The 14,206-nt window shown below is 57.4% G+C and carries 13 protein-coding genes; 2 read left to right on the top strand and 11 right to left on the bottom strand.

Translation table 11 applies throughout. The features are described from left to right. The first annotated feature begins 21 nt into the window (after nt 1–21). Nucleotides 22–495, top strand: coding sequence for a helix-turn-helix domain-containing protein (locus GXN74_RS09570; RefSeq protein ID WP_162370713.1), 474 nt, complete (start codon nt 22–24; stop codon nt 493–495). Here the strand turns inward: GXN74_RS09570 and GXN74_RS09575 are convergent. The 9 genes from GXN74_RS09575 to gltX form a co-directional block, all read right to left on the bottom strand. Beyond that, the gene (locus GXN74_RS09575) at nt 492–2,285 is read right to left on the bottom strand and encodes an ABC transporter ATP-binding protein (RefSeq protein WP_162370714.1); all 1,794 of its coding nucleotides are present in this window, start codon (nt 2,283–2,285) and stop codon (nt 492–494) included. The genes GXN74_RS09570 and GXN74_RS09575 overlap by 4 nt on opposite strands. After that, a complete protein-coding gene (locus tag GXN74_RS09580; protein WP_212505763.1) occupies nt 2,286–3,734 on the bottom strand; it encodes an ABC transporter ATP-binding protein in 1,449 nt (482 codons plus the stop codon). Next, on the bottom strand, nt 3,691–4,002 hold the full coding sequence (locus GXN74_RS14300; RefSeq protein ID WP_212505764.1) for an ABC transporter transmembrane domain-containing protein: 312 nt from the start codon (nt 4,000–4,002) through the stop codon (nt 3,691–3,693). Before GXN74_RS14300 ends, GXN74_RS09580 begins: the two co-directional genes overlap by 44 nt. A 79-nt stretch (nt 4,003–4,081) precedes the next feature. Beyond that, nucleotides 4,082–5,764, bottom strand: a complete 1,683-nt coding sequence (locus tag GXN74_RS09585) for a DEAD/DEAH box helicase (RefSeq protein WP_162370715.1) — start codon at nt 5,762–5,764, stop codon at nt 4,082–4,084. Nucleotides 5,765–5,990: 226 nt separating this feature from the next. Then, complete coding sequence (locus GXN74_RS09590; RefSeq protein WP_162370716.1) at nt 5,991–6,470, bottom strand: flavodoxin domain-containing protein; 480 nt, start codon at nt 6,468–6,470, stop codon at nt 5,991–5,993. Beyond that, the gene (locus tag GXN74_RS09595; protein ID WP_162370717.1) at nt 6,467–7,363 is read right to left on the bottom strand and encodes an ATP-grasp domain-containing protein; all 897 of its coding nucleotides are present in this window, start codon (nt 7,361–7,363) and stop codon (nt 6,467–6,469) included. Before GXN74_RS09595 ends, GXN74_RS09590 begins: the two co-directional genes overlap by 4 nt. Nucleotides 7,364–7,365: 2 nt before the next feature. Next, a complete protein-coding gene (locus GXN74_RS09600) occupies nt 7,366–8,430 on the bottom strand; it encodes a branched-chain amino acid aminotransferase (RefSeq protein WP_162370743.1) in 1,065 nt (354 codons plus the stop codon). Nucleotides 8,431–8,476: 46 nt separating this feature from the next. Beyond that, a complete protein-coding gene (locus tag GXN74_RS09605) occupies nt 8,477–9,148 on the bottom strand; it encodes a uracil-DNA glycosylase (protein WP_162370718.1) in 672 nt (223 codons plus the stop codon). 10 nt (nt 9,149–9,158) lie between these two features. After that, a complete protein-coding gene (gene gltX / locus GXN74_RS09610) occupies nt 9,159–10,631 on the bottom strand; it encodes a glutamate--tRNA ligase (protein ID WP_162370719.1) in 1,473 nt (490 codons plus the stop codon). Between the two features lie 197 nt (nt 10,632–10,828). Here gltX and GXN74_RS09615 point away from each other — a divergent pair, with 197 nt between their 5' ends. Continuing rightward, nucleotides 10,829–12,187 carry a M23 family metallopeptidase gene (locus GXN74_RS09615; protein ID WP_162370720.1) on the top strand — a complete coding sequence of 453 codons (1,359 nt, stop codon included), beginning with the start codon at nt 10,829–10,831 and terminating at the stop codon, nt 12,185–12,187. A gap of 85 nt (nt 12,188–12,272) precedes the next feature. On the opposite strand, the gene GXN74_RS09620 is transcribed toward GXN74_RS09615, so the two are convergent. Continuing rightward, on the bottom strand, nt 12,273–12,923 hold the full coding sequence (locus GXN74_RS09620) for a hypothetical protein (RefSeq protein WP_162370721.1): 651 nt from the start codon (nt 12,921–12,923) through the stop codon (nt 12,273–12,275). A 63-nt stretch (nt 12,924–12,986) separates the two neighbouring features. Beyond that, nucleotides 12,987–14,204, bottom strand: a complete 1,218-nt coding sequence (locus GXN74_RS09625) for a GNAT family N-acetyltransferase (protein ID WP_162370722.1) — start codon at nt 14,202–14,204, stop codon at nt 12,987–12,989. Between the last annotated feature and the right edge of the window lie 2 nt (nt 14,205–14,206).

Below are 14,206 nucleotides of genomic sequence, written 5' to 3' on the forward strand. Positions count from 1 at the left end.
CGACAAAAGAGAGGTAATCCCATGAGCTACAGAATCGACCGGCTAGGCCTCGCCATCAAGGCGGCCCGCGAAAGCCTTTCCTTAACCCGAACCCAATTCGCGAAGAAAATCCACGTCTCCTGTTCCTTCCTCGGAATGGTCGAGCGCGGCGAAAAGAAAGCCAGCCTCGAAACCCTGTGCAGGATTGCGGACCTTACGAACACTACCGTGGACAGTCTCCTAGGGGGCAGCCGTTCCTTCCAGAACATGGCAAAGGAAGAGTATGCCAGATACCAGCTGGAGCACCGGATCGACTTCCCTTCTCCCAGCGCCCTCTACAGGACCCAGGCAAAGGACCCCTCGTGGCTGGCGGAACAACTCCTCCTCCGGAAAAAGATGGAGGATGTGATCCATGTCCTGGCCCTCTGCGACACCTTGGCCCTGCAGATGATCCACGAGCAGATCCAAAGCCTAGTCCGGTACAACTTCATCCAGAAGCCCACCCTGGAATTCTAGAGGGAGTTCCTATAGTACCCTTCTTCCATGGAAAGTGTTTGGTGGGTTCCCTGCTGGGAGATCCGCCCCTCCTCCACCACCAGGATCAGGTCCGCATCCCGGATGGTGCTCAACCGATGGGCGATGACGAAGCTCGTCTTCCCTTCCATCAGCTTCAAAAGGGCGCTTTGAATATGCATTTCTGTCCTTGTGTCGATATTGCTGGTGGCTTCGTCCAGGACCAGGATGTCGTGTTCCGTCAGCATGGCCCTGGTGATGGCAAGCAGTTGCCGCTCCCCTTGGCTCAAGTTCCTTCCACTCTCCACAAGTTCCGTGTCGTATCCATGGGGAAGATGATGGATGAACTGGTGGGCACCGGAGACCCTGGCCGCTTCCAGGATTTCCTTGTCTCCGGCATCCTGCCTCCCGTAGCGGAGGTTCTCCCGGATGGTCCCCGCAAACAGGTAGGTGTCTTGCAGTACGACGCCGAAACGGCCCAACAGCTCTTCCCTTGCATAGGCGCCGATGGGATTCCCATCGATGGTGATGCTTCCCCCGTCGGCCTCATAGAACCGGGTCAACAGGTTCACGATTGTGGTCTTGCCCGCTCCTGTGGGACCCACCAGGGCCACGGTCATGCCCGGCCGCACCTGGAAGGAAATGCTCTTGAGTACCGGCTGCCCCGGCTCATAGCTGAAATCCACCCGGTCGAACACCACCCGCCCTTGGATCCTTCCCAGGGGCAGCGGCTTCTCCACATTTTCCGCCTCCTCCTCCTCGTCCAGTACCTCGAACACCCTTTCTGCGCCTGCAATCGCGGTCTGGAGGGTATTGTAGATGTTGGACAGGGTCACCAGCGGACGGGTGAACTGTTTCGTGTAGCCTACGAAGCTGGCGATCAGGCCGATGCTTGCCATGGAATGAAGGGCCATCCAGCCTCCGAAGAAGGCGACCGTCACAAAACCAAGGTTGTTCAACACATGCATGGAAGGCATCATCATTCCTGCCCAAACCTGGGCCCGGATCCCCGCCTGCATGAGGGCCTGGTTCGCCTTTTGGAAATCCAACCCCATAACCGCTTCCCTGTTGTATGCCTTCACCACCAGAAGGCCAGAAATCCCCTCCTCGATCAGTCCGTTCAAGCGTCCTAGAGCGTTCTGCTGTTCCCGGAACAACTCCCTGGTCTTCCGGCCGATGGTCCTTGTCAGCAGGAGCATCAGCGGCAAGGTGACCGCACTGGCCATGGTCAGCAACGGACTCAACCAGAGCATCACCCCAAGGGCTCCACCCACCATCAGGACCCCCGAAAAGAACTGGGTCATGGAAGTGGCGACGGTGCTGCTGATGTTGTCAACGTCATTTGCAAGCCTGCTCATGACCTCCCCATGGGTATGGGTGTCGAAGAAACGGAGAGGCAGCTTCTGCAGCTTTCCGAACAGGTTTTTCCGCAGCTGATGGACCACATTCTGTGAAATGCGGGCCATCAGCCAGCCCTGCCCCAGGCCTGCCAGAGCGTCGGCGGCATACACCGCCCCCAGGCCCATGCACAGCAGAAACAGCCGCTCCCGGCTTTCCATCCCCGGAATCCTCTCCATCTCCAGACCATCGATGACCCGGCCGATCAGATAGGGACTTGCCAGGCCCAGCAGGGTCCCCCCCAGCGAAAGTGCGAAAACGGCCAGCAGCCCTTTCCTTTCGTTCCCAAAGTAGGTCCATAGCCGCAGAAGGGTTTCCCTCATGTCCTTTGCCTTGGCCACCGGCGTCCCTCCGGACCCGATTCCCCGTTGCATCCCTCCTCCAAAACCGTTCATCTAAAGCCTCCTTCCCATCTGGGAACGCGCCAGTTCCCGGTAAACCGGGCAGCATGCCATCAGCATTTCCCTGTCCCCCATGCCAGCCACTTTTCCGTCTTCCATCACCAGGATCCTATGGGCCCTGTCCATGGTCCGGATGTTCTGGGCCACCCACAGGATGGTGGTACCCCTTCCGTCTTCCAGCAGACCTTCCAGAACCCTTCCTTCCGTCCCCCCGTCCACCGCACTGGTGGAATCGTCCAGGATGAGCACCTCCGGCTTCCCCACCAATGCCCTTGCGATGCAGACGCGCTGCTTCTGCCCGCCGGACAAGTTCACGCCCCCCTGTCCCACAAGGGTATCGTACCCATCCTTGTATTGGAGGATGAATTCATGGGCCTGGGCCTTCCTGGCCGCCTCCACCATTTCCTCCTCCCCTGCCCCTTCCGCTCCCCAGAGGATGTTCTCCCGGATCGTTCCGGTGAAAAGCAGGGACTTCTGGGGAACCAGGGCGACCTTCCTGCGCAACGCGGTTTCCTCCATGGCCCGGATGTCTTTTCCATCCAGGCGGATGCTCCCTTGGCTGACCTCATAGAGCCGGACCAGAAGCTGGACCAGACTGCTCTTCCCTGAACCGGTGGGACCTATGATCCCCAGGATTTCCCCTTCCCTGCAGGCGAAGGACACATCCTGGAGGACCGGTTCCTCCAGGGCACCGTCGTAGCTGAAGGAAACCCCTTCAAACACGATCTTCCCCAGGTCTGGCAGCTTCTCCTCCGGGAGCGTTCCCTTTCCCGTAGGTGCCGGCTCCACTTCCAGCACTTCGGCAATCCTTGCGGCAGATGTCTTGGTCCTAGCCAGGACGGCGATGATGTTGGAGATCATCACCAGGGAAATCAGGATCTGCACCATGTAGTTGACTAGGGCGATCAGTTTTCCCGGCTGGAAGTCCTGCTGGAGGATCCTGTTCCCACCGAACCAGAGCAGCAGCACGATCCCCATGTTCACCACCAGCCCGATGAACGGAAGGAATACGGAAAGGAGCCGCATGGAAGCCGTCGTCGTTCGGGTCAGCTCCCTGTTGGCCCCGAAAAACCTCTCCTCCTCGTAATCGGACCGGTTGAAGGCCTTCACCACCCGCACTCCCGCCAAGAATTCACGCAGGATGACGTTCACCTTGTCCAACGCCTTCTGCACCCTGGAAAAATAGGGGGTTCCCAGCCGTATGTTCACGTAGAGCAACAGCGCCACCACCGGAACCGTAGCCAAAAGGATGGCCGCCATGCCCCTATCCAGCCAGACCGCCATGATTACGCTTCCAATCCCCAACAGGGGTGCCTTGACAAAAATCCGCATGATGCCCATGACGAAATTCTGCACCTGTGTCACGTCATTGGTCATCCGGGTGATCAGGGATCCCGTCTCAAAGCGGTTGCTCTCCTGCAGCGGAAGGGCCTGTACCTTCACGCCGCAGGTCCGCCCCCACTTCCTGGGACAAAGTGGTGGAGATGATGCTCCTCCCCAGGGCCATGGCCGCTCCTGCGGCCGTAATCCCCAGCATCAGTCCTCCTGTGCGCAGGATGGTACCGAAGTCGTTGCGGGCCACGCCAATGTCGACGATGCTGGCCATCAGGACCGGCTGCATCAGGTCGAAGAAGGATTCCGACACCAGGCACGCCATTGCGAAAAGGAACGGCTTGTAGTGTCTTGTGAAGTCCTTTGCAAACAGCGCCATCGGCTCCTTGCCTCCTTTCAATTGGAAAGAAGGCCTGTACCGCAACCAGGTTGCTGTACAGGCCTCTCTGCCTTGGCGTTTACCGCCTCTCTTGTGCTGCGTTCGCTTCTTCGATGTTGATCCTGCGGCCGCGGATCCGCTTGTCCTGCATGCTGCGCAGGACTTGGGCCACGTCCTTCTCCAAGACGTCGATGAAGGAATACTTGTCGAACATGTCGATGCTGCCGATATGGCTTCCCGGAATTCCGCTTTCCCCTGCAACGGCGCCCACGATGTCCCTTGCCATTGCATTATGGCTCTTGCCCACATTGATGAAGAGTCTGGACATGCCTACACGGCCTTGTCCCTGCTTTCCTCCACCGGAACGCCTGTCTTCGAACTTGCGGCCGACGCCGGTCTTCCGGTCCGTTCTGGCCTTTCCGTCGTATGCTGGCCGCCTCTCCTCGTGGAGCTCGTTGATGTCCTCATGCTCGCCCACGTCGGAAAGCTCCAGGACGTTCTTCAGCAGATGCGCCGCAATCTGGCGCAAGTCCACGCCTCTGGCCTCTATTGTCTCGATCAGGTCTTCATATCTTGCATGGCGCCCCACGCCGATGGCATCCACCAGTGTGTCGATGTAGCGCTCCGCCCTGATTTCATTCACCTGGGCGATGGTGGGGATCTTTACCCGCTCGATGTCCTTCTTGATGTAGAAGCGGATGTTCTGGAGCAGCCGCACTTCCCTTTTGGACACCAGCGTCATGGAATGGCCTTCCTTGCCCGCCCTTCCGCTTCGTCCGATCCTGTGGACATAGTAGTCTTCCTTGTCCGGCACGTCGAAGTTGACGACCAGGTCAACGCCCTTGATGTCCAGCCCCCTGGCCGCAACATCCGTTGCGATCAGGACGTTCACGATCCCTTCGTTGAATTTGCGCAATACGTTCAAGCGCAGCTCCTGCTTCAGGTCCCCGTGGATCTTCTCGCACATGTAGCCTCTAGCCTGGAGCGCTTCCGTCACGTCGTCCACCTTGTTCTTGGTGTTGCAGAACACGATGCAACGTTTAGGGTCGAAGGCGTCCAGGATCCTGCCTAGGGCTTCCGGTTTGTGGACTTCCTTCACCTGGCAGTACTCCTGCTTGACGGTGGCGGTGGTCATTCCGGTGGCCTTGATTTGGATCATGGCCGGGTCCTTCTGGTATTTCTTCGTGATGTCGATGATGGTCTTGGGCATGGTCGCGGAGAAAAGGATGGTCTGCCTCTCCGGCTTGACCTGGCTCAGGATGAGCTCGATGTCCTCCCTGAATCCCATTTTCAGCATTTCGTCTGCTTCATCCAGGATGACCGTATGCACGTTGTCCAGCTTCAACGTCCTGCGGTTGATGTGGTCGATGGTCCTTCCGGGTGTCCCCACAACCACCTTCACACCCCTGCGCAGGGCCATGATCTGGTTCCGGATGGGGTCTCCGCCGTAGACCGCGGTCACCTTGACCGACTGCATATATTTCGCAAGCTTTTGGAACTCGTTGCTCACCTGCACCGAAAGTTCCCTGGTGGGGCAGATGACCAACACCTGGGGGCCCTCCAGCTCCGGATCTATCTTGTCCAAAATGGGGATTGCGAAGGCAGCGGTCTTCCCTGTTCCTGTCTGGGATTGTCCGATGACATCCACTCCAGACTGGATCAAAGGGATTCCCTTTTCCTGGATTTCTGTAGGCTCCGTAAAGCCCATATCCCTGACTGCCTGTTTGACTGCATCACTTACGTTCATTTCCTGATAATTCATACTTTACCTTTTCCTTCTCTTGTCGATCCAGATCTGGAAAATCGGCTAAAAATATGAACTTTACACCTGGGTGCCGCAAGTTCCATTCCACGCAATTTTTGGACCGTCCACACATGACGCACGGGCGGTTCTTCCCATTTTTCTTCCAATCTGGATGTATCTAGTAACCACAATTGTTTACTATAGCACAACTTTGCGCAAAACGCAAGCAATTGCGTGCATTTTATTAAATCGCGTTCATTTTCCCCGCAAACCTGTCCACCTCATCCAGGTCCAGAACCGCATTCTCCAGAACCCCCTTGTCGACCATGCGCACTACGGTCTTTTCAAGCAGGCTCAACTCCCAAGGGTGCACTTCCCCGCCGAACCATCCGTCTACTTGGGCCGCCGCCAGAAGCGCGTCGGAGTAGGCATGGTTGAACTGTTCCGCCGCCGCATCGTCATGGTACATGCAGCAGATGAACAGGCCGATCTTCTTCTCCAGGATCTTCTCCAGATGCCGCTCCACGAAAATCTTCAGATCCGACTTCAAGTTCCCCACATAGATGGGGCCCCCGATTATCACTTTGTCCCAGGAATCCCAGTCCACATTCTTTTCTTTGGACACATTGACCGCCTTGACCGGCTGTTCAAGCTTATCCTTCAACCGTTCCACAACCTTTTCGGTGGTGCCGTGCTTGGAAGAATAGACAATCAGGGTGCTCATGACAAAACCCTCCTTAATCCTTGAAAGATGGCATGGGGGATGCTGATGGAAGACACCATGCTGATTCCCCTGAACCCGGGGCAGGCGTTCACTTCACAGACCAGCAACCCTTCGGCTCCGTCCAGCAGGTCCACTCCGGCGAAAAACAATCCCAGGGCGGCTGCCGCAGTCTCAGCCAAAGCAGCCTTGCCCCCTTCCAGAGACACCAGGCGCACCTTCCCCCCCTGGGCCATGTTGGACCGGAAATCCTCCCTGGAACTGCGCTCCACAGCACCGACGGCCTTCCCGTCCACAACGTACACCCGATAGTCCCTGCCGCTGCTCTCCCGGACATAGGACTGGCACAGGACCTCCTGGGGGTGGATTTTCCGCAGCTCCCGGTAGGCCGTTGGGCTGTCCACCAGATGGACCCCTTCCCCTTTGGAACCTTCCGGTACCTTCGCCACGAAATCTCCCGCCTGCAGGACCTCCGCCACCGCTTCGTATTCCCGGTCCACCGGCATCTCCTGGGACAGCGCCCCCACTTGCAGGGTTAGAGGCATGGGAAGCCCTCTCCTGCACAGATGCCTGTGGGTTTCCAACTTGTTCCGGGAGGCCTCCATGGGTCCGCTTCCGTTGAATACGGGAACTCCAAGTTCTTCCAGCACCCTGGCCAATCCCAGGTCGTAGCAGCGCATGAGGGCCAAGTCCGGCAAGATTGCCGGCCGTCCCTGGCGGTACAGGAACGGCACCTTCCCATAACCGGCCAGCAAGTCTTCCGAAAAGACGATTTCCCCTTCAAAGCCCCAGGCTTTCCCGGCCTCCAGCATCCAGCCGGAGGCGTTTTTTCCCTTGTCCGGAGACAGGGCTTCCCGGCTGTAGACGATCCAGATGCGTTCCTTCCCTTTGGACATCCCTATTCGACTTTCACTGTCCACCCAAAGGCGTCTTCGATGGTGCCTCTCTGGATACCGCTGATGGTGTCATACACCTTCCTGGAGAGTTCTCCGATCTTCCCCCCGTTGATGGAGGCAATCCGCTCTTCCCAGTTGAATTCCCCGATGGGAGAGATGACCGCAGCCGTCCCTGTGGCGAACGCCTCTTCAAGGTCTCCGTTCTGGGCTGCCTCAAACACCTCGTCGATGGTGATGCGCCTTTCCATCACAGGAATCCCCCAGGACTGGAGCAACTGGATGACGGAATCCCTCGTTACACCTGGCAGGATGCTCCCCTGGAGGGAGGGTGTCACAACTTCCCCCTTGATCTTGAAGAATACGTTGGAGGTGCCCACTTCCTCCACATACTTCCGCTCCAGTCCGTCCAGCCACAGAACCTGGCTGTACCCCTTTTCCTTCGCCTTCATTTGGGACTTCAGGCTGGCCACATAGTTGGCTCCCGTCTTGGCATAACCGATGCCTCCCGGAACAGCGCGGACGAACTCGGTCTCCACATAGATTTTCGTAGGGTTCAGCCCCTCCTTGTAGTAGGCCCCCACCGGAGACAGGATGACGATGAACTTGTAGGTGAAGGAAGGACGCACGCCCAGGAAAGGATCCGTGGCGATGATGAAGGGGCGTACATACAGGGAGGTTCCCGGGGCGTCCGGCACCCAGTCCTTGTCCACCTGGATCAGCTTCACGATGGCCTGGAGCGCATCGGCCTCATCCACAGAGGGGATGCAGATCCGTTCGTTCGTCACATTCGTCCTCTGTATGTTCTTCTCAGGACGGAACATCTGGACGTTCCCGTCCGCCGTCTTGTAGGCTTTCAGCCCTTCGAACATCTCCTGGCCATAATGGAAGACCATGGTGGCGGGGTCCAGGACCAGGGGCTGGTAAGGAACGATCCTCGGGTCATGCCACCCCTTCCCTTCCGTATAGTCCATGATGAACATGTGGTCCGTAAAGTAATTGCCGAAGCCCAGATTCTCCTGGTCTGGTTTGGCCTTGGGTGCGGTTGTCAACTCGACTGCGATATTCAACATCTTTGCCTCCTGTATTTTATGGGAACGGCTCCTTGACAGACCTTCAGTAGATCTGCCAGTCGATGGGCGTTTCCCCTATGCTGGTTAAAAATACGTTGGTTTTGGAAAAAGGCCTGCTGCCGAAGAAGCCCCGGGAAGCCGACAAAGGGCTTGGATGGGGGGACTCCAGGATCAAATGCCTTTTTTCCGTGATGAGGTTCTTCTTGCTCCGGGCATAGCTGCCCCAAAGGATGAACACCACCGGCTTTTCCCTGCGGTTCAGTTTCCTGATGATCTCATCCGTAAAATTCTGCCATCCCAGCTTGCTGTGGGAGGCCGGGGATTCCGCCTGCACCGTCAAAACGGCGTTCAGCAGGAGCACCCCCTGCCTCGCCCATTTTTCCAAGCATCCATGGGTGGGAATCCTGCAGCCCAGGTCGTTCTGCAGTTCCTTGTAGATGTTCCGCAGGGAAGGGGGGATGGCCACCCCCTCCCGCACGGAAAAGCTGAGTCCATGGGCCTGACCGGGTCCATGGTAAGGGTCCTGCCCCAGGATGACGACCTTCACATCGTCGTAGTCCGTCATGTGCAGTGCGCTGAAAATCTCCTCCGCTGGAGGAAATATCCTCTGGCTCCGATAGGCCTGCCGGAGGGTTTCCCTGATCTCCAGATAGTAGGGTTTCCCGAACTCTTCACCGATGACCTCTTCCCAACGGTTGTGCAATATCCTGCCCATCCCGGTCCCCCTAGGCCCTTTCGTTTTTGAGCTTGTCGATGGCCTTTCGGATCCTCCGGATGCTTTCCTCCTTGCCCAGGATTTCTCCCAAATCGAAGGCTCCCCCGGGAGTGCTGGCCTTTCCGGAAAGGGCCGTGCGGATGGGCCACAGCATCTGGCCGTTTTTCATCCCCTTTTCCTGGACATGTTCCATCACCCTGTCATGCAGTCCCTGGAAGCTCCAGTCTTCCTGGAGCTCAAGCACGGGAAGGATCCCCTCCAGGCTTGCCAGGGCCACTTCAGGATTGGTTTTCATCTTCTTGTGGGTGTAGAGGTTGCTGTCGTATACCGGCACCTCCTGGAAGAAATCCACCTGGTCTCCGATTTCCAGCAAGGTCTCGATCCTTGTCTGGGCCAGGGCGGCAATCTTCTTCAGGTCCAGGCCGGGCCTGGTCAAGACCTCCTGGATCCGGGGCAGTGCAATTCCATAAAACACCTCCGGATCCATCCTTTTGATGTATTCGGAATTCATCCACCGGAATTTCTTCATGTCGAAGACCGCCGGGGACTTGTTGATGTTCCTGTAGTCGAAGAGCGACACCAGCTGCTCCAGGCTGAAAATCTCCTCATTGATGCCGGGACTCCAGCCCAGGAGGGCGACGTAGTTCACGATGGCTTCCGTGAGGAAACCCTGCTCCACCAGGTCCTCATAAGATGAGTGGCCGCTGCGCTTGCTCAGTTTCTGGTGCTCTTCATTGGTGATCAGCGGACAGTGGACGTAGATGGGGACCTCCCATCCGAACGCCTCATACAGCCGGTTGTACTTGGGCGAGGAAGAGAGGTACTCGTTCCCCCGGACCACATGGGTGATGCCCATCAAGTGGTCATCCACCACATTGGCGAAATTGTAGGTTGGAAAACCGTCGGACTTCATCAGGATCATGTCGTCCAGCTCGCTGTTGTCCACGGAAATCTCCCCATAGATTTCGTCCACAAAGGTCGTTTTCCCCTCTGCCGGATTGTTCTGCCGGATTACATGGGGTGCTCCCGACGCCAGCTTCTTGGCGACTTCCTCCGGAGACAACTCCAGGCAATGCTTGTCGTACTTGAACATCTCCTTCCGGGCCTCCGCCTCCTGGCGGAGGGTTTCCAGCCTTTCCACATCACAAAAACAGCGGTAGGCTTCCCCCTTCTCCACCAGTTCTTCCGCATGGCGGGCATAGATCCCCATCTGCTGGCGCTCGCTCTGCACATAAGGTCCGACGTTCCCCGGTTTGTCAGGTCCTTCGTCATGGTGCAGCCCCGTGTTCTGCAGCGTGCGATAAATGATTTCCACCGCCCCCTCCACGTAGCGCTCCCGGTCGGTGTCCTCAATCCTCACCAGAAAATCCCCGCCCGCATGCTTTGCTATCAGATAGGCATACAGAGCCGTCCTAAGGTTGCCCACATGCATCCTGCCTGTGGGGCTTGGTGCAAATCGTGTTCTGATCTTCTTCTGTTCCATTGCAATTCTCCATGTCCTGTTTTCTTGTGACTTCCCAAAATCGGTTTGGATACCATTATATCATACCGGGATAGCGCATACAAACAAAACCACCGGGCCCCCGGAAATAATCCTCCCCGACGTTTACATCCGCCTGTTTTCCCTGTATAATGATAGATTGTATGTTGTCCCATCCCGTTCCCTGAGGAGGATTTCCCATGTTGCTTCGCTTTCTGGTAGGCCTGTGGGCCACCCTTTCCCTATGTACCGCCTGCATTTCCACCAGCACCGGGTCCGGGGAACCCGTTCAAACCTCCCCGGAGGAATGGCCTTCCGGATCCATCCATGTCCTGTCCGGCTTCGAGCCGCTGGCCTCTTTTCGATTGAACGGGGAGGAGTTCTCCCCCAGGACCTCCATCGCCTGGCGCCCCTCCGTCTTTCCGACATGGGGCCCCCTCCTGCTCCACAAGGACTTCCTGCTGGAATCCGTCCACTCCCTGGAAACCCTGCAGGTGCATGCTCCGGGAGGCGTTCTGGCTTTCGAACAGTCTACCCTTCCTGGTGCTGCCGCAAGCCTCAAGATCCTGGAACCGGGGACGGGAGCGCTCCGGGAAATGGCCGTGGATGCGGGGAATTTGCCTCTTCCTGAGGAGGAAGGCCTCTACCTGTACCTGCTCACCCTACGGTTCGACCCGGAGACACACCCCTACTATTCCTCCGCCACTTATGCGTTCGAGCTGCTGGTGGATTTCCCCATGTCTCTGGACCTTCCCCTGCAAGCCTGCCAGCCCGGTGACCTGCTTCCTCTCCGTGTTGCAGGCGGACGCAACCTGCTCAACCTGGATTCCGGGACCCTTCCCACGCTGACTGTGGAGTCAGGCCCCTTCGCCGGTCCCCTTCCCCTCCTGTCCCTGGAAGACGGGCATGTGGGCTTCCTGCCTTTGGATTACGATGCGGTGCCCGGCACCTATGCACTGGACATCCGGGTGGTTTCCGGCAATGAAAGTCTGGATTTGGAATGGACGCTGGAAATCCTGCCGAAGGACTTTCCTGTCCAGCAGCTGAACATCGACCCGGCGGCACTCTCTTTGCGGGAAGAGGAAAGCGCTGCAGAAGACCGGCTTGCCCTGGCGGAGGCCTTTGCCCGGACCTCCCCCGAGGCATTGTGGACAGGCCCCTTCCTCCAGCCGGTATCCGGCCGCATCTCCACCGAATACGGGATGCGCCGCTCCGTCAACGACAATGTGACCGCCTACCGCCATCGGGGCATCGACATCGCAGCCCCCCAGGGAACCCCCATCCTGGCTTCCAACGGAGGAACCGTCGTTCTGGCCCGGCCTTTGAACATCACAGGGGAGACCGTCATCCTGGACCATGGCATGGGCATCCACACCCTTTATGCCCATCTGCACGCGGTCCATGTCCAGCCCGGGGAGGTTGTGGCCAAGGGGCAGTTGCTGGGGGAGGTGGGGAGCACGGGGTTTTCCACAGGACCCCATCTCCATTTTGAAACGACCTACCGGGGGGAACCCATGAATCCATGGAACTTCTTCCGGCAGGACCCCCTGCTTCCCTGATGCTGCACAGAGGCGCCCCCAAGGCGATGGTTCAACCACCTTGGGGGCGCCTCTGTTTATATTGTTTTGGCCGGCTGTCCGACTTCTACAGGTCCTTGACCGCTTCTTCGACGGCGTCCTTCACTTCGGCAGCCTTGTCCTTGGCGGCCTTCGCCAATTCTTCGGCTTTCTTCTGCGCCTCTTCCGCCACATCTTCCACCTTTTCCGCCACATCTTCGGAGGCGTCTTCCAGATCGTCCACGAACTCCTCGTAGTCCTCGTAGAAATCTTCCTCTTCTTCCGCTTCCACCTCTGCCGCCCGCTTGATTTCAAGGCCGGAGAATTTCACATCGTACTCGATGGTCAGCTGTGGAACCTCCTCCACATCCCCTTCCCATTCGATGGTGCTGGAAACACCGCTCTTTTCCGCATTCCCGCCCACTTTCACGGTCCAATCGTCGGGAACGATCACCTTTACACCGCTGAACTCCGCATAAATCTGCAGGACAGCCGGCTCCTCGATGGTCGAATCCCGCAGGTCGATCACCATGCCGCTGAACATGGATGCAACCGAATCTCCCACGAAGACCTCTCCCGCATAACTTACTGTCCGTCCCTTGAACATGGTCACTTCGCCAAACTCTTCCTTCAGTTCCTTGCTCTTGGTGGCCACCTTGTAGCCCGCAAACCCCAATCCTGCCAGTCCCGCCAATCCTGCGATTTTGATTCCACTCTTGACAACTTTGTTCAACTCCATCGACCGTTCCTCCTCAGTATGCGATATTTGACCACTCTGTTTTCTTCAACCGGATGCGATTGCTCAAATCCATTCGTTGAAGTAATGTACCCGGACGGGGAATGCCCTTTCCAAAAACGGCAAATCCACACTCCCCTTGCCTGACCTTTCGTGCAAAAAGCAGGTCCCTGCGGCATTTCCGTAACCGAAGACCAGCTGCGCAAGGGCATCGATGCCCAGTGCCAGGTCTGCCGAAACCTCCTGTCCCTGCAACACCTCCACATGGTTTTCCCGTAAAGCAAACGTCCGGTTGTTCTCTGGAATCAGACCGTCCAGCACCTGGATCCGGAGTTCCCTTCCCACTTCCAAGGGATGGGCCTCCACATAAGCCGCCAAAAGGCGTCTTGCGTCCAAGATTCTGGCCATCATGAATGGTCTTACCTTGATTGTATTATCATTTGTATAAGGAATCAAGTATTTTATGCAATCTTTTAGATGGGTATTGAGTCCTATCGTCCTTTTCCCGGCTTTTTCCCTTAAATGGCGCAATATTTCGAACATTGCATCCCTGTCCAGGACGGCGATTTCCCTGACCTCCAAGGTCTCTCCAGGATAAAATGCGGCATATCCCCGCTCACCCAGCAGGATTCCCCCGTCTTCCACCGCCAACTCCTCCACCAGGGCCTGGAAACGCCCTTCCCCGAACAGGGGAACCATTTCCAATCCATAGCAGCTGATCATGCCTGCCCGGACCCCTTCCCATTCCTGACGGAAACGCCCTGGATCCTGCCTGTCTACCATACGGTAGGATCCTCTTGCCGGAAACCTTCCGGGGCCCCCCCTCCATTCCTTCTCCAGCGCTGTTTCGTGCTCCGGGTTGAAGTCCGTCTGCAGATGGTCTTCCACAAAGGCAAATCCGAACCGGTCGTACAACCGGGAATCCACCGGCATCAACAGGCTGAACAGCTCCCCTTCGGCGTGCAACTCCCGTATGGCCGCCTCCATCAATTTCCGCATGTGCCCCTTGCCCCGGTGGACTTCATAGGTGGAAACCCCCACGAAATAACTGACGTCATGGTTTTTTCCCAGGAACTCCACCCGGTGCCGGTTCAGATGGAGGGCGGCCACCATTTCCCCGCACTCCCGTAGGGCCATGCAGCGCAGGGGATCCATCCGCTTTCGGAAGTAGTAGTCTACAAAGGCCGGCGTGTCGTCAAAACAGGCTTCCCAAATCGTTCGCAGGTCCTTCCGGTCTTCCTCGCCACAAAAACCCAAAACTTGGCCGTTTTCCAGCTCCTCCACAA

The sequence above is a fragment of the Anaerotalea alkaliphila genome (assembly GCF_010179735.1).
In the GTDB taxonomy this organism is placed as follows: Bacteria; Bacillota; Clostridia; order Lachnospirales; family Vallitaleaceae; genus Anaerotalea; species Anaerotalea alkaliphila.